Genomic DNA, 18,915 nt, shown 5'->3' with positions numbered 1-18,915 from the left:
CCCTGTAGGAGCGCACGATGTGCGCGATGGGGGGTGTCGGAATATATAAACCTTCCGCATTACCCGTTCGCGCACATCGTGCGCTCCTACGTGGGTTGGCTGTGGCTTGTTATTTGTCGAGGTTGCGGGCCAGCTTCAGGTGCTGCTTCAGCGTCGGCAGGGTCTTCTTCGCGAACGCCTGCAAGTCCTTGTTGGACCCCTTCTCGGCTTCCACCTCGAAGATCGCCACGGCCTTTTCGTGGTCGGCCACCATCACCTTGGCGAACTCCTTGTCGAAGGCCGCACCATTCATGCGCTTCAGCGCATCGATGTCCTTCTGGTTGGCCGGCGGCGGTGCTTCCGCGGTGGCATAACCGCGATCGCCCGCAGCGAGGCTTTTCAGTTCCTCGCCCGCCTTGGTGTGGTCGTCGATCATCTTCTGGCCGAACGCCTTGACCTTCGCCGAGCCGGCGTTGGTCTGGGCCAGCTTGCCCAGTTCGACCTCGGTCAGGCCCGCGCCGCTGGCGTTGGTGACGAAGCCGGCGTCGGTGGCGCTGCCACCCTTGGAATCCTTGACCTGGGCATGGGCGGCGAAGGGCAGGGCGGCTACGAGCAGCGTGGCGGCGAGGAAGCGGGGCAGGGTACGGGACATGGTGGATCCTCCGATAACAGGTCCCAGATGTCGCATTCCGGCCATGAAAGGCTCGTGACCTTGTCGCCCCGCACGGGTGCCCCGGACTACCGCGCACCGCCCACGCCGCCCACGCCGCCAAAGAAAACGGGCGCCCGAAGGCGCCCGTTCCGTATCGCGTGTCGCCTCGAAATTACTTGACGCGGGCCACCTTGGCGCCGAGGCCGGCGGCCTCGCGCAGGATCTCGGCCTTGTCGGTCTTCTCCCACGAGAACGCCGTGAACGTGTTGCCGTTCTTGTCGGTGATCTCGTAGGGCTTGCGGCCGAAGTGGCCGTTGGAAGCCGTCGGCTGGTACATCGGGTGCACCAGGTCGAGCATCTGGATGATGCCGTACGGGCGCAGGTCGAAGTGCTTGCGGATCAGCTTCTCGATCTTGTCGTCGGCGATCTTGCCCGTGCCGAAGGTGGTGACCGAGATGGAGGTGGGCTCGGCCACGCCGATGGCGTAGCTGACCTGGATTTCGCAACGGTCGGCCAGGCCGGCGGCCACGATGTTCTTGGCGACGTAACGCGCGGCGTAGGCGGCCGAACGGTCGACCTTGGACGGATCCTTGCCCGAGAACGCACCGCCACCGTGACGGGCCCAGCCGCCGTAGGTGTCGACGATGATCTTGCGACCGGTGAGGCCGCAGTCGCCCACGGGGCCGCCGATCACGAACTTGCCGGTCGGGTTGATGTGGAACTTGGTGCCTTTGTGCAGCAGCTTGGCCGGCAGCACCGGCTTGAGGATCAGCTCGCGCACGCCTTCGATCAGGTCCTTCTGCTTCACGTCCGGATCGTGCTGGGTGGAAAGCACGACGGCGTCGATGGCGACCGCTTCGCCGTTCTCGTAACGCAGGGTGACCTGGCTCTTGGCATCCGGGCGCAGCCACGGCAGCGGCGAGTTCTTCTTCTTGCGGACCTTGGTCTGCTGCTCGACGAGGCGATGGGCGTAATGGATGGCCGCCGGCATGTATTCGGCGGTCTCGTTGGTGGCGTAGCCGAACATCAGGCCCTGGTCGCCAGCGCCCTGTTCTTCCGGCTTCTTGCGGTCCACGCCCTGGTTGATGTCCGGCGACTGCTTGCCGATCAGGTTGAGCACGCCGCAGGTCTCGCCGTCGAAGCCGACGTCCGAGGAGTCGTAGCCGATGTCGAGGATGACCTTGCGGGTCAGCGCTTCCAGGTCGATCCAGGCGCTGGTGGTGATTTCGCCCGCGACGATGGCGACACCGGTCTTCACCAGCGTCTCGCAGGCCACGCGTGCACGCGGGTCCTGAGCCAGGATGGCGTCCAGGACGGCGTCGGAGATCTGGTCGGCGATCTTGTCCGGGTGGCCTTCGGAGACCGACTCGGAGGTGAAGAGGTAATTGCTCATCGAGGGTATATATCCTTCTTTACGGATAAAGAGATAAATGGGGCGCGCCATGATACACCCCCCATCACCGGTTTGCAGCGGGGGAGGGTACGCCTCGATGGTGACGATTGCATGGATGTTCAGGGGCGGGACCCGGTCTACGGGCCCGCACGCTTTTTTGGGGGGGTAGGAGCCCACGATGTGGGCGAACCCTCAGGTCACGCTCGGCGAATGAAGCCACACATCGCATCCACGCGAGCGTTGCCGTGAGTCGAACGAAGCGGCTTTTGAAGCGTTTTAAAGCCGCACCAGGCGAGTCTAAAAACGCTCGCCTGGGCACGAGGTCGGCTTTTTTCGCCCCTAGCTACGTAGACGGTTCGCCCACATCGTGGGCTCCTACCGGTCCCTTTTATGCCGCCGTCGTCAGCCTCTCCCGGGCCGTCCGGGCTACCGAGACCATGCCTTTCAGGGCTTCGGCCACCTCTGGCCAGTCACGGGTCTTCAGTCCGCAATCCGGATTGACCCACAACTGGTCGGGTCGCAGCACCCTAAGTGCCCGGTCCAGCAGGTCGGCCATCTCGGCCTCGGCCGGCACGCGGGGCGAGTGGATGTCATAGACCCCGGGACCGATGCCGTTCGGGTAGCGGAAGCGGGTGAAGGCATCCAGCAGTTCCATGCGCGAGCGGCTGGTCTCGATGGAGATGACATCCGCATCCATGGCCGCGACGGCCTCGATGATGTCGTTGAACTCCGAGTAGCACATGTGGGTGTGGATCTGGGTGGCGTCGCTGACGCCGCCGGCCGTGATCCGGAACGCGTCCACCGCCCAGGCGAGGTAATCGGCCCAGTCGGCGCGATGCAGCGGCAGGCCCTCGCGCAGCGCGGGCTCGTCGATCTGCACGATGCCGATGCCTGCTTTTTCCAGGTCGTGCACCTCGTCGCGCAGGGCCAGCGCGATCTGCCGGCAGACCTCGGCGCGGGGCAGGTCGTCGCGCACGAACGACCACTGCAGCATGGTCACCGGGCCCGTCAGCATGCCCTTCATGGGCTTGTTGGTCAGCGATTGCGCGTAGCTGGACCAGGCGACCGTCATCGCCGCCGGCCGGGCCACGTCGCCGTAGATGATCGGCGGCTTGACGCAGCGCGAGCCGTAGCTCTGCACCCAGCCCAGCGAGGTGAACGCATAGCCCTGCAGCTGCTCGCCGAAATACTCCACCATGTCGTTGCGCTCGGGCTCGCCGTGCACGAGGACATCCAGCCCTATCTCGTCCTGGAAGGCCACCGCGCGGCGTACTTCGTCACGCAGCACGGCCTGGTAGGCCTCGTCGTCCAGCTTGCCGGACCGGTGCGCGGCACGCGCGAGCCGCAGGTCGGCGGTCTGCGGGAACGAGCCGATGGTGGTGGTGGGCAGGTCGGGCAGCCCGAAGCGCTCACTCTGCACGTTGGCCCGGAACGCATAGGCCGAACGGCGCTGGCCGAACTGCGGTGTCAGCCCGCGCACGCGCGTACGCACCTCGGCGCGCACCACGTCGGGCGAGCGGCGACGCGCCTCCACCGTATCGTGCTGGCGGGCGAGCACGCGTTGCGCGGCCTCGTCGCCGGTCGCGGCATCGGCGTAGCGGCGCAGTTCGACGATCTTCTGCCGGGCGAACGACAGCCACTCGCCGATCGCGCCGGGCAGGCGCTTTTCCTCGGCGGCGTCGATGGGCACGTGCAGCAGCGAGCACGAGGTGGACAGCCAGAGTCGATCGTCACCCAGGCGCTTGCGTGCATGGGCGATGCGCGGGCCGATGATTGCCGGGTCGCTCAGCCAGATGTTGCGGCCGTCCAGTACGCCGGCGGACAACACGCGCCCGGCGGGCAGCGCGTCGATCACCGCGTCCAGTTGCCCCGGAGCACGGGCCAGGTCCACGTGCAGGCCGGCCACCGGCAACGACGTGGCCAGGGCCAGATTGGCCCCCAGGTCACCGAAATAGGTGGCCAGGAGGATGCGTCCGCGCGTGCGCTCGCCGATGGCGGCGTACGCCGACCGGTACGCCGCCTGCCAGGCCGGGTCGAGGTCCAGCACGAGGGCCGGTTCGTCGACCTGCACCCAGTCGGCGCCGGCTTCCGTCAGCGCGTCGAGCAAGCCGCTCCAGGCCGGCAACAGGGCATCCAGCAGGGCCAGGGGGTCGCTGCCGTCCACGGTCTTGGCCAGGCGAAGGAAGCTCAGCGGGCCCAGCAGCACCGGGCGCGCCGTATGGCCCGCGGCCACGGCCTCGCGGTATTCCGCCACCGCCTTGTCGGCCCGGGTAGCGAAGACCTGGCCCGCATGCAGTTCCGGAACGATGTAGTGGTAGTTGGTATCGAACCACTTGGTCATCTCCAGTGCGTGCAGGTCAACCGTGCCGTCCTGGCGACCGCGTGCCATGGCGAAGTAGCCCGCCAGGGCGTCCCGCGCATGCAGGTCGCGGTAGCGCTCGGGGATGGCATCCACCGCGACGGCGGCATCGAGCACATGGTCGTAGAGGGAAAAGTCGTTGACCGGCACGCTGTCGGCGCCGGCCTCGCGGGCGAGTTGCCAGTGCCGCTCGCGCAGCTGGCGGGCGACGGCGAGCAGGGCCTCGCGGTCGCTATCGCCCCGCCAGTGGCTTTCGAGCGCGCGCTTGAGTTCACGGCGTCTGCCGATGCGGGGAAAACCGGGGTAGGTAACGTGTGGCATGTGGATACGTCCTCTTCGTGGCAAAGAGGAGGGAAGGGCGGCCCGCTGCCGGACACGCGCGCGCCGCCGCACGCAGGTGCACGGCGTCGTGGGTGTCATGCGGCGTACCGTCGACCTTCGCCCCCGCGGGCGAACCGGGCCACCACGCGGGCGCGGTGGGTCCAGGTCGTGCGGAGCGCGCGTACCCATGACGGTACGCGTGCTCAGGCCGGCGGCAGGTCTTCGGGCTCGTGGATGTGGCACCGGAACAGGTGCCGCCTTGCGCGTCGCTTCCCGGATCGTTGTTCGATCCAGTGCCTGTGACGCGTTCGTCTCCACATACCGCTGCGGGGCAGCGCCGGATTCGCACCGGCTTCCCTCTTAGCTTTTATCTTTCCATTCGAATAGAGAGATAAAGACCGCTGGCGAGCGAAGACTAGCCTGCGTGGTGGGGGCAGGTCAACGCGTCGGGATGCATCGCCTCGACACGCCGGCCGCGAGGATGCGCCAGGACATCGGCGGGAGGCGGGACATGGCGGGACGACACATCGTGATGGCGACGGTCGGGTCACAGGGCGACCTGTTTCCCTTCCTGGCCGTGGGCCGGGAGTTGGCGGCGCGCGGACACCAGGTCACCGTGGCCGCGCACGCGATCCATCGCGAGGCGGTGGCGGATGCCGGTTTGCGCTTCCTCCTGGCCAGCGGCATCGCCGAGCCGGCGGACAAGGCCGCCTTCGCCGCGCGCGCGTTCCACCCGCTGCGTGGCCCCCGCTTCGTCGTTCGCGACCTGGCTGCCGCGGATGTGGCGGCAAGCTACCAGGCCCTGGCGCCCGTCTGCACTGAGGCGGATGCCATCGTCACGACCACACTGGCCTTCGCCGCGCAGATCCTCGGGGAAACCACGCATGTCGCCTGGCTGTCCGCGGTGCTGTCGCCGGCCGCGTTCCTGTCGGCGTACGATCCGCCCGCCACGGGCCTGGCCATCCTCGACCGCTTCCTGCGCACCACGCCACGACGCGGCGCCTGGCTTCGTCGTATGGCCGAGCACGTCACGGCACCGTGGACGCGCCCGGTGCGCCGATTCCGCCAATCGCTCGGCTTGCCGCCGGTCTCGGCAGGGGGTGATCCCTTCCACCGCGGGCAGCACGCGCGCGATGGCGTGCTAGCCATGTATTCGCCGTTACTCGGGCAGGCGCCGGCCGATGCGCCGGCGCATACCCTGGTGACGGGCTACTGCCGTTACTCTCCCTCCTTGGGCAGCCTGTCGCCGCCATTGATGGCGTTCCTCGACGCCGGCGAGCCACCGCTGGTGTTCACGCTGGGCTCGGCGGCGGTCCACGCGGGTGAAGGCTTCCTTCGCGAAAGCATGGGCGCCGCCGCGATGCTGGGCCGACGCGCCGTACTGCTGACGGGATCACCGGAAATGCGTTCGCGTCTGCCGACCGTGCTGCCCGATGGCGTGCTTGCCGTCGAATACGCCCCGCACGGCGCCCTGTTCGAACGTGCCGCGGCCGTCGTGCACCACGGCGGCGTAGGCACCACTCAGGAAGCCCTCCGCGCCGGTTGCCCCTCCCTGGTCGTGCCGCATGGGTTCGACCAGCCGGACAACGCGGCGCGGGTGGTTCGACTCGGCGTGGGGGCCGTGTTGCCAGCGTCGCGCTATCGCGCGGATCGCGCCGCCGCGAGGTTGCGCGTGCTGCTTGCCGATGAAGGCGTCGCCCTGCGCGCGCAACACGCGGCCACGGCCATCCGGGCGGAAACGGGTGCGTCTCGGGCCGCCGACGTTATCGAACGGGCGATCGAAACGCGGCGGCATCCACGCTCACCTTCGATAGCGAGCTGATCGCAAACGCCACGCTTCAGCGCGCAGCGGTTACGCGTCATTTGGAAGGCAGGCTTCATTCGAAGCCCGCAATGGCCCTGGGCGTATAAGCGCCCTCCAGCGTGGCGATCTCGTCGGCGGTCAGCGTAAGCTCGATCGCCGCCACGGCATCGTCCAGGTGCTGCGGCTTCGATGCGCCCACGATCGGCGCGGTGATGCCTTCGCGCTGCGCGACCCATGCCAGCGCTACCTGTGCGCGCGGCACGCCGCGCGCCTCCGCCACCTTCTTCACCGCGGCGACGATGGCACGGTCGGCGTCTTCCGTGCCGCCGTAGAGCGTGTTGCCGAACACGTCGCTCTGCTGCCGGGTGCTGCCTTCGTCCCAGTCGCGCGTCAGCCGTCCGCGTGCCAGCGGGCTCCACGGCAGCAGCGCGATGCCTTCGTCGATGCAGAACGGCATCATCTCGCGCTCTTCCTCGCGCTGCAGCAGGTTGTAGTGGTCCTGCATGCTGACGAATTCGGTCCAGCCATGCAGGCGCGCGGTGTAGATCATCTGCGCGAACTGCCACGTATACATCGACGACGCGCCGAGATAACGCGCCTTGCCGGCCTTGACCACGTCGTGCAGGGCTTCGAGCGTTTCCTCGATCGGCGTATCCGGGTCGAAACGATGGATCTGCAGCAGGTCGATATAGTCGGTTCCCAGGCGGGCGAGCGAATCATCCACCGAGTGGAAGATCGCCTTGCGTGACAGGCCCCCGCCGTTCGGCCCCTTGTGCCAGCGGAAGAACGTCTTGGTGGCGATCACCACTTCGTCGCGGCGTGCGAAGTCGCGCAGCGCGCGGCCGACGATTTCCTCGGAGGTGCCGTCCGAGTAGGCATTGGCGGTATCGAACGTATTGATGCCCAGGTCCAGCGCCTTGCGCAGGAAGGGGCGGCTCTGCGCTTCATCCAGCGTCCATGTGTGGTTGCCGCGGTCGGGCACGCCGTAGGTCATGCAACCCAGGACGACGGGGGAAATCTCCAGGCCGGTACGGCCGAGTTTCGCGTAACGCATGGGTAGGGACTCCATGGAAAGAAACAGCGATCTTGGCGGATGTCACGTGGACGTGGCATAGAGCTCCCGTGACATCACGGCCGCTGCTTGTGGCGTCTTCGCGACGCCGCTCGACCGAATATAGTCTTCGAAATCTTTCGATGGCGCGCTTGAAAGCGTCGTGCATGCCCCTATGTCATGCGCACGACGCTATGGTGTCATCCCTGCCAACCTTTGAAGAGCGCCACCCCATGTTCCGTTGCAAGCACGATTTGAAGCACCGCCTATCGATCGCCCCTGGGGCGCGTCGCGGGTGCGCGCGCTTCGTGCGGTGCGGCACGCCGTCCTAGGCGGCCGGCGCCAGCAGCCTGTCGAAAGCACCCGCAAGGGTGCTTTTTTTTTGATTTTTTTTCGTCGTCTCCGGAGTGCACGTGCCATGAAGAACCGCCGCGACCCCCGATCCTGACCCGTCCGGCTCCGCCAGGGGCGGCGGTCGTCGGATCGGGGAGTGCCTCGCTTGCCCCCTCGTCCACGCCCCTGGCGATCCCTTCAGGACACTGTCACCCATGAACACCGTCAACCGCGATACCCGCATTCCCGTCGACCGCTGGCGCAACCTTGGCATCATCGCGCACGTGGACGCAGGCAAGACCACGCTCACCGAGCGCCTGCTTTACGCCTCCGGCGCGATCCATCGCACGGGTGAGGTGCACGACGGCGCGACCACCACCGACCACATGGAGCTCGAGCGCGAGCGCGGCATCACGATCGGTGCAGCGGCCGTGCGCGCGCAGTGGACGCCGGATGGCGGCGAGCCGCATCGGCTTACCCTTATCGATACCCCGGGACACATCGATTTCGCGATCGAGGTGGAACGTTCGTTGCGCGTGCTCGATGGCGCGGTCACCGTCTTTTCCGGCGTGGCGGGCGTGCAGCCGCAATCGGAAACGGTGTGGCACCAGGCACGCCGCCATGGCGTGCCGCTCATGGCGTTCGTCAACAAGATGGATCGCCCGGGGGCGGACTTCGACGCCGTGGTCGCGCAGATGCGGGACACGCTGGGCGCCCGCCCTTGGGTCGTCGCGCGGCCGGTCATCGAGGCCGAACACATGACCGGCCTGGTCGACCTGGTCGGTGAGCGCACGTGGCGCTTCGATGCCACCGGCGCGGCGGGCGTGCACGCGTGGGATGCCGCCGAGCGCGCCGTCCATGCGGCTGCGCGTGCAGACCTCGTGGCCGCGGTGGCCGATCACGACGATACGCTCGCCGCCCTTTGGCTGGCGGACGAGCCGATCACGGCGAACGAACTGCGCGCGGCGTTGCGCCGGGGCACGTTGGCGGGCCTCGGTTCGCCGGTGTTGCCGGGCTCCGCGTTCCGCAACGTCGGTATCGAGGCGTTGCTCGATGCGATGGTCGACTATCTACCGTCGCCGCTGGATCGTCCGCCCGTGGTCGCGCATACCGACGACGGTGACATCGCGGTGCTGCCCGACGCGCAGGCGCCCCTGGCGGCGCTGGTCTTCAAGGTGGTTCATCAGGCGCATGGCCCGCTGGCGTTCGTTCGTATCTATGCCGGATGCCTGCGCGTCGGCGATGCGGTGTGGCGCAGCGGCACCGATCGCGTCCAGCGCGTGGGCCGGCTTGCCGTCGTGCGCGCCGACGAAACCGACGCCGTCGAGTTCGCCGAAGCGGGCGACATCGTGGCCGTCGCCGGCTGGAAAGACGTCGCCACGGGCGAAACGCTGGCCGATCCGCATCGCCCGGTAAGGCTGGAGACGATCCAGGCGCAGCCGGCCGTGCTGTCGTGGCGGTTGTCGCCGGAACGCTCCGCCGACCTGCTCAAGCTCGGCAACGGGCTGGCGCGACTGGCGCAGGAGGACCCGTCGTTTCGCGTGGGCACCGATCCGGATACCGGTGAGACGCTGGTCTGGGGTATGGGCGAGCTGCACCTGGAGGTCACGGTCGAGCGCCTTCGCCGCGAATGGGGTGTGCCGGTACGTACCGGTTTCCCGCGCGTGGCCTACCAGGAAACCCCGGCGAAGGCCTCCGGTCCGGTCGAAGGCAAGCTGGCCAAGCAGACCGGTGGCAGCGGGCAGTACGCGCGCGTCGTACTGTCGCTGGCACCGACCGGCGAGGCGGGCAACCGCTTCGAGGACCGCAGCACCGGCGGCGTCATTCCGAAGGCCTTCCAGTCGGCCGTGGAGAAGGGCGTGCGGTCGGCGCTGCTCGAGGGCCCGCGTGGCCACCCCGTGGTCGGTGCCGGCGTGACGGTGCTCGACGGCCAGGCGCACGCGGTGGACTCGAACGAGGCCGCTTTCCATCGTGCTGCGCAGATGGCGGTGAAAGCCGCGTTGGAGGCGACGGGCACGGTGCTGCTGGAGCCGGTGATGCGGGTATCGGTCACCACCCCGGGCACGGCCGTCGGCGATGTGCTCGGCGACCTGCAACGTCGCGGCGGGCATATCGTCCAGCTCACGGAGGCGCAGGCGCGCACGACGATCGAAGCCGACGTGCCGCTGGCCCGGCTGGATGGCTACAGCACGGCACTGCGGTCCCTGAGCCAGGGGCGCGCCTCGGCCACGGTGGCATTCCACGCCTACCGTCCGGCGTCCGCGCAGGAGGTGTCGCACGCGGGGCGTGCTGCCGTTAGTCTTGGCGGATGATTGCCTATCCCGATGCCGTGATGCGGTTGCTCGCCGAGTGCAGGACGCTGAGCAGTGAGCATCCAGGGCTCGACAAGGCGGCGGGGCGTGTCCTCGCCGCCGATGTCGTCAGCCCGCTGTCGCTACCCGGGTTCGACAACGCGGCCATGGATGGCTACGCGTTGCGTGCCCCCGGCGCGTCCATCGCCGCCGGTTCCGGATACCGCGTGGCCGCCATGCATGCCGCGGGCGATGGCGCATTGGCCTACCCCGAGGCGGAATGTTGCGAGATCGCCACCGGCGCGCGCATGCCGGAAGGCTTCGACACCGTGGTGCCGCTGGAGCGCTGTGAACGCGACGGCGATCGCGTGCATTTTCTTGCGGACGAACCGCGGGGCCAGAACGTGCGTACCGTCGGTGGGGACCTCCGTGCGGGCAGCGTCGCCTTGCACGCCGGCCGGCGTATCGATGCGGCGGCCGTCATGCTGCTGGCCGCGCTGGGCATCGATGGCGTCGATGTCGTACGGCGGCCGCGGGTGGCCGTCATCGCCACGGGCAGCGAGTTGCATCCCGCCGGTGCGCTGCCGCCCGGTGGCATCCACGATTCCAACGGCCCGTTTCTCGCCGCCAGCCTGTTGCGCTGGGGCGCCGAGCTGGTCGTCCGTCAGCGGGTACCCGATGTCGGAACGGCTTTCCATGAGGCCATCGCCGACGCTCTTGCGGCCGGTGTGGACCTGATCGTCACCACGGGTGCCGTGTCGGCCGGTCGGTTCGACTTCGTTCCCACCACGCTTTCGGCACTCGGCGCGCATACCCTGTTCCACAAGGTGGCGATGCGGCCGGGCAAGCCCTTGCTCGCCGCACGCTTCGACGCCGGCCCGCTGGTGCTGGGCCTGCCGGGCAACCCCATGGCCGTCGCGGTCGGCTATCGCTTCTTCGTGGCGCCGGTGCTACGCGCGCTGGCGGGCTTGCCTCCCGAACGCCCGCAGCGCGTGCGCGTCGCGGAAGGCGTCAGCTTGCGCGAGGGCCTGCATCACTTCGCCCTCGGTCGATTCATCGATGACATCGATGGCGAAACGAGGGTATGCGTCATGCCGGCTCAGGCCGCCTACCGCATCGTGCCGTATACGCAGGCGGACACATGGTTGTCCGCGGCGGATGCGTTCAACGGAAGGGTGGATGCGTGGCCCCTCGACCCGGCGGACGCCCGATGATCCTCGGCCTGGTGCTTGCCGGCGGACTGTCCTCGCGCATGGGGCGTGACAAGGCCGCACTGGTGATCGACGGTGCCACGCTGTTGCAGCGAGCGATCCTTGCACTGCACGCCGCCGGCGCGGCCATCGTCACGGTCAGCGGCGATCGGCCTGGTGGCATCCCCGACCGCTGGCCTCGCAGCGGCCCCGTCGGCGGTATCGCCAGCGTGGTCGACCATCTGCCTAACGGCGAATTGCTCGTGGTGCCCGTGGACATGCCGCACCTGGGCGAGTCCCTGCTCGCGCCCTTGCTGGCGTCGGCAGGCACCCATGCCACGAGTTGCTGGCAAGGCCACCCCCTGCCGATGCGCCTGCGCCTGGATGCGATGTCACGCACGGCGCTTGCGGAGCTGATGACCCGACCCGGGCGGGCGTGTTCGGTCGCGGCCTTGCAGTCGCGGCTGGGCGTCGCCGCGCTGCCGCTCGACAACGCGGTGACGCCGCGACTGGTCAACTGCAACACACCCGATCAATGGCGCGAGGCGACGGCATGAGAGTGCAGCTGGAGAACCACACCATCCGCGTGCGCGTCGACGAGGACGAGCTGGCTGTCCTGCTGGAAGACGTCGCCTTGCTGGGCTCGACGGCGTTCGGCACGGTGTTCACGATGCGCTACGCGGTGGATGCCACCGATGGCACGGCATGCGTGCTGTCCGGCGATGCTCACGAGTGGCGGATGGAAGTGCCGCGCAAGGCGTTGCAGGAACTGCATGCGCGGCTGCCGAGCAAGGACGGCCTGGTGTTCGAACTACCCGGTCATGAGACCGTGGCCACCACGGTGCGATTCGATGTCGACGTGAAGGACAGCCTGCGTCGGCGGCGCGGTTGATCCAGCCCGCTAAAGCACCCGCTGCGGTCGCGTATAGACGTTGAAACGTCCCGGTCGCGCAAAGCCCACCAGGGTCACGCCGCAGTCGGCGGCCAGGTGCACCGCCAGCGCGGTAGGAGCCGAGATAGCCACTACCACCGCGATACGCGCGACGGCCGCCTTGGTCACCATCTCGTAACTGGCGCGGCTGGTCAGCACCACGAAGCCGTGGTCGGTGTCGATGCGCGCGGCCAGCAGTGCGCCGATCAGTTTGTCCAGTGCGTTGTGCCTGCCGACGTCCTCGCGCACGCTCAGCAGGGTGCCGTCCGGCAAGGCCCAGGCCGCCGCATGCACGGACCCGGTGAACGCGTTGATGGGTTGCGACCCGCGCAGGGAGTCCAGGGCGTGCTCGATGGCGGCGGGCGTGATCGACGGCCCCGTGCCGACCGGCGCCGGATGACGAACCACGTCTTCCAGTTCGCGGCTGCCGCAGATGCCGCAGCCGCTGCGCCCGGGCAGGGTGCGTGATGCCGGTTCGACAGGTCGCTCGCGCCGCGCATGGTCCACGGTGCGCACGTCCACCGTGACGCCCTCGAGTACGTCGTGGATGTCGATCGACGTGATCTCGTCGATCGACGCCACCTTGCCTTCGGTCAGGGCGAAACCGCGGGCGAAATCCTCGAGGTCGTGCGGCGTGGCCATCATGACCGCGAACGGTTCGCCGTCCACATGCATCGCCACCGGCACTTCCTCGGCCAGTCTGTCGTCGTCCTGGGTGGCCACGCCGCGCTCGAAGCGCAGCACGGGCCGCGTCACCCATCCCGCTGCCGGCGGGCGATCAGGCAACGGCATGCGTCACCGCGCGCTCGATGCGCACGGGCACCGATTTGTAAGCCGGCGTGCCGGAGCGTCGATCGTGGCTTTCCAGGGCGATCAGTGCGTTGCCCTCGGGGTAATACATGGCCACGGAGCCCGGCGCGATGTCGAAGGCCACTGCCGTGAACCCGCGCACGGCACGTGCCTTGCCGTCGGCCACGTTGGCGCCCGTGGCGAACACGTCGATGCGATCGCCGTGTTTCAGCCCGCGCGCGGCGAGGTCGTCGGCGTGCAGGAAGATGACGTCACGCCGACCGGTCACGCCGCGGTAGCGATCGTTAAGGCCGTAGATGGTGGTGTTGTACTGGTCGTGCGAGCGGATGGTGGTGAGCATCAGGTCGCCCTCGGCCAGCGGCGCATCCTCGTCCAGCCCGCGTGCAAGGAGGAAATGCGCGCGGCCGTCCGGCGTGTCCCAGGCGCGCTCGCTGGCGGCGACGCGCAGGCGGAAACCGCCGGGTGCACCGACCCGCCGGTTGAAGTCGCGGAAGATGGGAAACACCTTCTCGATGTCGTCGCGGATCAGGTTGTAATCGCCGACCAGGCGGTCCCAGTTCACCCGCGTGGCGGGCAGGGTGGCCTTGGCGATCCCGCCGACGATCCACGGCTCGGAGCGCAGGTGTTCCGACGCGGGTTTCAGCGTGCCGGCGGACGCATGCACCATCGACATGGAATCCTCCACCGTGACCGCCTGCGGCCCGGTGGCCTGCTCGTCCAGTTCGGTGCGGCCCAGGCAGGGCAGGATGAACGACTGACGGGCCAGGATCAGGTGCGAGCGGTTGAGCTTGGTGGCGATGTGCACGGCAAGGTCGAGGCCGCGCATGGCGGCGAAGGTTTCCTCGGTGTCGGGCATGGCCACGGCCAGGTTGCCGCCCAGCGCCACCAGCGCCTTCGAGCGGCCTTCGCGTATGGCGATCACTGCGGCGACGGCATCGTGTCCGTGCGCGACCGGTGGCTCGAAGCCATAGGTGGCGCGAAGGCCCTCGTTGAGCGCAGCGTTCGGCTTCTCGGTGATGCCCACCGTGCGGTCGCCCTGCACGTTGCTGTGGCCGCGCAGCGGGCAGATGCCGGCGCCTTCGCGGCCGATGTTGCCGCGCATCAGCAACAGGTTGGCGATCTGCTGGACGTTCTCGGTGCCGTGCGCGTGCTGGGTGATGCCCATGCCGTAGCAGACGATCACCTTCGACGCCCGGGCGTAGATGGATGCCGCGTGCTCGACCTCCGCGCGCGTCAGGCCGGAGGTGCGTTCGATGGCCGTCCAGTCGGTCGCCTCGATGTCGGCGACCAGTGCCTCGAAACCGGTGGTATTCGCGGCGATGAAATCCCGGTCGATCACGCCCGGCATGCCCTCGGCGAGGGCTCTGGCGTCTTCGACGAGCAGGTACTTCATCATGCCCTTGAGCACCGCCACGTCGCCGCCGATCTTCAGCTTGTAATAGGTGGAGGCGATGCGTACGGCGCTGTTGGTGAGCATCTCCACCGGGTGCTGCGGCGAAGTGAAACGTTCCAGGCCCCGCTCGGGCAGTGGGTTGAGCACGACGATGGGCACGCCGCGCAGCGATGCCTCGCGCAAGGTCGAAAGCATGCGCGGGTGGTTGGTGCCCGGGTTGTGGCCGATGCAGAAAATCGCGTCGCAGTGATCGAAATCCTCGAGTGTCACCGTGCCCTTGCCCGAGCCCAGCGACTCCGGCAGGCCCACGCTGGTGGCCTCGTGGCACATGTTGGAGCAGTCGGGGAAATTGTTCGTGCCGTATTCGCGAACGAACAGCTGGTAAAGGAACGCCGCCTCGTTGGAGGCGCGCCCCGACGTGTAGAACTCGGCCATGTCCGGCGAGGGCAGCGCGCGCAGGGCGGCGCCGATGCGCGCGAACGCGTCGTCCCAGGCGATCGGGCGATACGTGTCGGTGTCGGCGTCGTAGGCCAGGGGATGGGTCAGCCGGCCCAGGCCCTCCAGGGCATAGTCGGTCAGGTTCCACAGGTCGGCGACGGTATTGGCCGCGAAGAACTCCGGCTTGACCCGTTTTGCCGTGGCTTCCCACGACACCGCCTTGGCGCCGTTCTCGCAGAACTCGAACGAGGAGGTTTCCTTCGGATCGGGCCAGGCGCAACCGGGGCAATCGAAGCCCTTGGGCTGGTTGACCTTATGCAGCGCAATGGACTCGCGGGCAAGGGCCATCTGGCCGCTGAGCGCGCGGGCGACCGCGCCGAGCGCGCCCCAGCCGCCTGCCGCGCCGTCGTAGGGCTCGATGCCGGGAATGTCTTTCTCGCTCATGCCTGTGCCTCAGGTTGACCCGCCTGGCGCCATTCTACGCGCCTGCATCGGCGAGGAAATTGAACCGCGACCGACGGCATTCACGCGGTCTTGCCGGGTGCTGCCCCAACCTCCGCGCCGCTCGGCGCCCCTCCCCGTCGCCAGGAAGAATCGAACGTGCCAGCCCAACCGCTCGCAACCGTGCTGCACGATGGTGCGCCCGCGCCGCGTGGACTTCCCATCGGCGATCTCCGCGGCTTCGGCCGCGTGGGCGACGATGCATCGATCACCTGTCTGGCCCTCGACCGTGCGCGGGGTCCCTTGCAGCCGTCGCACCCCGACCGTGCCCTGCTGGCGCTGCACACGGACGCCCCGGTCGAGTGGACGGCCGCGTACGTGCCCGGCACCCAGGTGCTCGAAACCGCCGGACGCATGGCGACGGGCGAGGTGCGCGTGGTGGACTTCATGCCGCTGGCCGAAGGCCGCCCGGGACAGGGCGAGTCGGTACCGGCGGGGCGTTTCGTTCGCCTGGTGAGCTGCACGGAAGGCGAGGTGGCGTTTGGGCTTGTGTGCGCTGTCGCGGTGGACGCCGCGCCCGCCTTGGAAGCGCGCACCGTGGACGGCTGGTACGTGGCGTGTTCGCGGCCGATGGACTTCGCCGACGAACTGGCGGTGACGCACGTGCGGCTTGCCGCCGGCGAAAGCATGGCCATCGTGCTGGCCGCCGCACCGGTGGACGGCGGTGCCGCCCTGATCGCGGATACCTTGCATGGCCTGGGCGACACCATCCATTACTGGACCTGGTGGAGCGACCGCTGCCGTTACAAGGGTCCCGACTTCGAGGAGCGGCTGCGCGAGGTGCTGGCGCTCAAGCTGTGCTGCGTGCCCGGCGGCGGCATCGTGGGTGAACATCCCGGCACGGGCGGTTTTGCCGCGGCGCCGCTGGTGGAATGCTCCCGCGCGGCGGCCCGTTTCCTGGACCTGGGTTATCGCCAGGAATGCGTCGACCTGCTGAACCACGTACACGGCCAGCGGTCTGCCGTGGACCAGGTCAGCTGGGCCTCGGACGACGGCTTCGCGGACACCCTGGCCCGTTATGTCGAGCGTTATGGCGATGCCGGTCTGCCGGAGGGATTGCGCCAGGCGGTCATCTCCCCGGATACCCCGTTGCAGCAACGGGCCGTGTAAGGCCGACGCTCGGGTTACGCCGCCAGCGAAACGCCGGCGGCCAGTGCATCGAAATACTCGCGCATGAGCCGCAGCTGCGACGCGGCATCCTCCGCCTGGTTGACCACGTGGCGGAAGGCGGCATTTTCCGGGCGGTCCTTCGCGTACCAGCCCAGGTGCTTGCGGGCGATGCGCACGCCCATCCGTTCGCCGTAGAACGCATAAAGCTGTTCGAGATGGCCGGCGAGGATGTCGCGCACCTCGGCAGGTGACGGCTCGGCAAGAAAACCGCCGGTCTCCAGATGGTGAGCGATCTCGCGGAAGATCCACGGCCGGCCCTGCGCGCCGCGACCCACCATGATGGCGTCCGCGCCGGTGGCGGCCAGCACCTGCCGCGCCTTCTCCGGCGAGGTGATGTCGCCGTTGGCCATGACCGGAATGCCAACCGCCGCCTTGACGGCGGCGATGGTGGCGTATTCGGCCTCGCCTTCGTACTTGTCGGCACGCGTGCGTCCGTGCACGGCCAGCGCCGCGATACCGGCGTCCTCGGCGATGCGCGCGATGGTCAGCGCGTTGCGGTGTTCCCGGTCCCAGCCGGTGCGGATCTTCAGGGTGACCGGCACGTCCACGGCACGGACCACGGCGTGCAGGATGCGCGCCACCAGGGGCTCGTCCTGGAGCAGGGCAGAACCCGACCACACGTTGCAGACCTTCTTGGCCGGGCAACCCATGTTGATATCGACCAGCTGGGCGCCGTTGTCGGCGTTGTACTTCGCGGCCTCGGCCAGCATGCCGGGGTCGTAGCCGGCGATCTGCACGCTGACCGGCTCCGGCTCGCCCTCGTGGTCCATCCGGCGCAGCGATTTGAGGGTGTTCCACAGGCGCGGATCGGACGCGGTCATCTCGGACACGGCCAGGCCGGCGCCCATGCGCTTGCACAGGAGCCGGAACGGTTTGTCGGTCACGCCCGCCATGGGCGCGAGCACCACATGGGGCGCGATAGAGTAAGGGCCGATGCGCATGGCGCGATTTTACGCGATCCGCGGCACGACCGTCGGCGGGCCCGACGGGTCGGGATCAAGTCCCACGCCGGCCTGCCGATATGCTTCCATGGCACCAAGGGGCTGACGCCGGATCATGGGTACGGGTGTGGAACAGGACATCTGGGAGCGTAAATACCACCTCGCACTGGAGAGGATGGAGCGCGACGAGCGCGATTTCCGTGACCTGGAAGAGGGCCTGCGCCGCCTCGCCGTGCGCCTGGCTGCCCTCGCCCGTGGCCAGGGCAGCGATATCGACAGCCTGCTCGACCGGCTGAACGAGGCGCTGCGCGATTCCCCCCAGCCCGCCCTGCTGGATACCCTGCTGGAGTCCTTGTCGGAAGCCGTGGCGGGGCTGGATCGCCTGCCGCCCGCGGTGAACGACGACGCCCCGGCCGCGCCCCCTGTCTCCGTCGCGGCGGTCGAGGCCCCAGCACCGCCAGCCCTGCAGGAAGACGGCAAGGTGGTGGCGTCGCTGCGTACGGATATCGCCCGTCTGCAGGACCTGCTGGCTGCGGTCAGCGCACGCCTAGGCGACATGACCCGTTACCTCGCCGCCGAACTGGCCTACGGCGAGGCCGCCGCGGGTGGCCGCGAACTGGATGCCACGGTGCGCGAGGAAATGCGCGCGCTCGGCGAAAGCACCCTCACCGCGACAGATCTGGGCGCCCTGCAGGCGGAGGTGAACGCGCGCCTGTCGCTGATCGACACGCACTTCCGCGAGTACCGCGAACGCGAGGACGCCCGCATGGCCGCCTACCGCGATCGCGCGGAGCGCATGCGCGACCGTGTCGAAGAGCTGGAAACCCAGGCAAGCTCGCTGCAGGATTCGTTGCGCCGCGAACACGCGCTAGCGCTGACCGACCTGCTCACCGGCCTGCCCAACCGGCTGGCCTACGAGCGTCACATCGAAGCGGCCCAGGCGCGGATGCGTGAAACGGGCACGTCGCTCTGCCTAGCGGCGCTCGACATCGACCATTTCAAGACGATCAACGACAGCCTCGGCCACGCCGCGGGCGACGCCGTGCTGCGCATCGTTGGCCAGACGCTGACCCGCGAGCTCGCGGATGCGACGTTCGTGGCGCGTTACGGCGGCGAGGAATTCGTCGTGGTATTCAGCGGCAGCGAGCGCGATGCCGCACTCCAGTCGGCCCAGGGGCTGTGCGCCCTCGTGGCCTCGCTCGCGTTCCATGCCAGCGGCAAGCCGGTCACCGTGACCATGTCCGGCGGCGTCGCCTGCTTCGGCCTGAACGACACGTCCACCGAGGTGTTCGAACGCGCCGACCGGGCCCTATATTCGGCAAAACGCGCAGGCCGCAATCGCTGCGAGGCAGGCTGAT

At 68.5% G+C, this 18,915-nt stretch carries 14 protein-coding genes and 1 riboswitch; of the genes, 7 read left to right on the top strand and 7 right to left on the bottom strand.

Translation table 11 applies throughout. From position 1 onward, the window contains the following. Positions 1 to 109: 109 nt before the first annotated feature. The 3 genes from ACVKN3_RS04140 to metE form a co-directional block, all read right to left on the bottom strand. The gene (locus ACVKN3_RS04140) at positions 110 to 631 is read right to left on the bottom strand and encodes a DUF4142 domain-containing protein (protein ID WP_354513962.1); all 522 of its coding nucleotides are present in this window, start codon (positions 629 to 631) and stop codon (positions 110 to 112) included. A 172-nt stretch (positions 632 to 803) separates the two neighbouring features. Next, positions 804 to 2,024, bottom strand: a complete 1,221-nt coding sequence (metK, locus tag ACVKN3_RS04135; RefSeq protein WP_285405528.1) for a methionine adenosyltransferase — start codon at positions 2,022 to 2,024, stop codon at positions 804 to 806. A 388-nt stretch (positions 2,025 to 2,412) separates the two neighbouring features. Further along, entirely contained in the window at positions 2,413 to 4,704 is a 2,292-nt protein-coding gene (gene metE, locus ACVKN3_RS04130) for a 5-methyltetrahydropteroyltriglutamate--homocysteine S-methyltransferase (protein WP_354513964.1), read from the bottom strand. Positions 4,705 to 4,900: 196 nt separating this feature from the next. Next, positions 4,901 to 5,122, bottom strand: a riboswitch (cobalamin riboswitch). 93 nt (positions 5,123 to 5,215) lie between these two features. Here metE and ACVKN3_RS04125 point away from each other — a divergent pair. Further along, complete coding sequence (locus ACVKN3_RS04125; protein ID WP_354513966.1) at positions 5,216 to 6,526, top strand: glycosyltransferase; 1,311 nt, start codon at positions 5,216 to 5,218, stop codon at positions 6,524 to 6,526. Positions 6,527 to 6,581: 55 nt separating this feature from the next. On the opposite strand, the gene ACVKN3_RS04120 is transcribed toward ACVKN3_RS04125, so the two are convergent. Then, complete coding sequence (locus ACVKN3_RS04120) at positions 6,582 to 7,562, bottom strand: aldo/keto reductase (protein ID WP_354513968.1); 981 nt, start codon at positions 7,560 to 7,562, stop codon at positions 6,582 to 6,584. 545 nt (positions 7,563 to 8,107) lie between these two features. On the opposite strand from ACVKN3_RS04120, the gene fusA reads away from it, so the two are divergent. From fusA to ACVKN3_RS04100, 4 genes are read left to right on the top strand one after another with little or no spacing between them, the layout of a single operon-like run. Then, positions 8,108 to 10,204 (top strand): elongation factor G, encoded by a 2,097-nt coding sequence (gene fusA / locus ACVKN3_RS04115; RefSeq protein WP_285405536.1) that lies wholly within the window; start codon positions 8,108 to 8,110, stop codon positions 10,202 to 10,204. Further along, positions 10,201 to 11,397: a molybdopterin molybdotransferase MoeA gene (locus ACVKN3_RS04110; protein ID WP_354513970.1), complete on the top strand. Its 1,197-nt coding sequence runs from the start codon at positions 10,201 to 10,203 to the stop codon at positions 11,395 to 11,397. Before fusA ends, ACVKN3_RS04110 begins: the two co-directional genes overlap by 4 nt. Next, on the top strand, positions 11,367 to 11,930 hold the full coding sequence (gene mobA / locus ACVKN3_RS04105; RefSeq protein ID WP_354513972.1) for a molybdenum cofactor guanylyltransferase: 564 nt from the start codon (positions 11,367 to 11,369) through the stop codon (positions 11,928 to 11,930). The genes ACVKN3_RS04110 and mobA overlap by 31 nt, the downstream gene beginning before the upstream one ends. Further along, the gene (locus ACVKN3_RS04100) at positions 11,927 to 12,265 is read left to right on the top strand and encodes a hypothetical protein (protein WP_354513974.1); all 339 of its coding nucleotides are present in this window, start codon (positions 11,927 to 11,929) and stop codon (positions 12,263 to 12,265) included. Before mobA ends, ACVKN3_RS04100 begins: the two co-directional genes overlap by 4 nt. 9 nt (positions 12,266 to 12,274) lie before the next feature. On the opposite strand, the gene fdhD is transcribed toward ACVKN3_RS04100, so the two are convergent. Continuing rightward, entirely contained in the window at positions 12,275 to 13,096 is an 822-nt protein-coding gene (gene fdhD, locus ACVKN3_RS04095; protein ID WP_354513976.1) for a formate dehydrogenase accessory sulfurtransferase FdhD, read from the bottom strand. Then, complete coding sequence (locus ACVKN3_RS04090) at positions 13,083 to 15,389, bottom strand: FdhF/YdeP family oxidoreductase (RefSeq protein ID WP_354513978.1); 2,307 nt, start codon at positions 15,387 to 15,389, stop codon at positions 13,083 to 13,085. The genes fdhD and ACVKN3_RS04090 overlap by 14 nt, the downstream gene beginning before the upstream one ends. Before the next feature lie 156 nt (positions 15,390 to 15,545). Between ACVKN3_RS04090 and ACVKN3_RS04085 the strand changes: the two genes are divergently transcribed. Further along, positions 15,546 to 16,556, top strand: coding sequence for a glycoside hydrolase family 15 protein (locus tag ACVKN3_RS04085; protein ID WP_354513980.1), 1,011 nt, complete (start codon positions 15,546 to 15,548; stop codon positions 16,554 to 16,556). A gap of 14 nt (positions 16,557 to 16,570) precedes the next feature. On the opposite strand, the gene dusB is transcribed toward ACVKN3_RS04085, so the two are convergent. After that, positions 16,571 to 17,557 (bottom strand): tRNA dihydrouridine synthase DusB, encoded by a 987-nt coding sequence (gene dusB / locus ACVKN3_RS04080; protein ID WP_285405548.1) that lies wholly within the window; start codon positions 17,555 to 17,557, stop codon positions 16,571 to 16,573. 115 nt (positions 17,558 to 17,672) lie between these two features. Here dusB and ACVKN3_RS04075 point away from each other — a divergent pair, with 115 nt between their 5' ends. After that, a complete protein-coding gene (locus ACVKN3_RS04075) occupies positions 17,673 to 18,914 on the top strand; it encodes a GGDEF domain-containing protein (RefSeq protein ID WP_354513982.1) in 1,242 nt (413 codons plus the stop codon). Position 18,915 lies beyond the last annotated feature (1 nt).

This window comes from Luteibacter sp. PvP120 (genome assembly GCF_054055715.1).
The sequence above is the reverse complement of the archived record's forward strand: the minus strand, read 5'-3'. Positions and strand labels throughout refer to the sequence as shown.

What these genes read in the sequence shown, in the direction of transcription:
- ACVKN3_RS04120 (WP_354513968.1), bottom strand. Translation starts at nt 7,562, where the DNA reads ATGCGTTACGCGAAACTCGGCCGTACCGGCCTGGAGATTTCCCCCGTC.
- ACVKN3_RS04140 (WP_354513962.1), bottom strand. Translation starts at nt 631, where the DNA reads ATGTCCCGTACCCTGCCCCGCTTCCTCGCCGCCACGCTGCTCGTAGCC.
- ACVKN3_RS04100 (WP_354513974.1), top strand. Translation starts at nt 11,927, where the DNA reads ATGAGAGTGCAGCTGGAGAACCACACCATCCGCGTGCGCGTCGACGAG.
- metK (WP_285405528.1), bottom strand. Translation starts at nt 2,024, where the DNA reads ATGAGCAATTACCTCTTCACCTCCGAGTCGGTCTCCGAAGGCCACCCG.
- ACVKN3_RS04075 (WP_354513982.1), top strand. Translation starts at nt 17,673, where the DNA reads ATGGGTACGGGTGTGGAACAGGACATCTGGGAGCGTAAATACCACCTC.
- ACVKN3_RS04110 (WP_354513970.1), top strand. Translation starts at nt 10,201, where the DNA reads ATGATTGCCTATCCCGATGCCGTGATGCGGTTGCTCGCCGAGTGCAGG.
- metE (WP_354513964.1), bottom strand. Translation starts at nt 4,704, where the DNA reads ATGCCACACGTTACCTACCCCGGTTTTCCCCGCATCGGCAGACGCCGT.
- dusB (WP_285405548.1), bottom strand. Translation starts at nt 17,557, where the DNA reads ATGCGCATCGGCCCTTACTCTATCGCGCCCCATGTGGTGCTCGCGCCC.
- fusA (WP_285405536.1), top strand. Translation starts at nt 8,108, where the DNA reads ATGAACACCGTCAACCGCGATACCCGCATTCCCGTCGACCGCTGGCGC.
- ACVKN3_RS04090 (WP_354513978.1), bottom strand. Translation starts at nt 15,389, where the DNA reads ATGAGCGAGAAAGACATTCCCGGCATCGAGCCCTACGACGGCGCGGCA.
- ACVKN3_RS04125 (WP_354513966.1), top strand. Translation starts at nt 5,216, where the DNA reads ATGGCGGGACGACACATCGTGATGGCGACGGTCGGGTCACAGGGCGAC.
- fdhD (WP_354513976.1), bottom strand. Translation starts at nt 13,096, where the DNA reads ATGCCGTTGCCTGATCGCCCGCCGGCAGCGGGATGGGTGACGCGGCCC.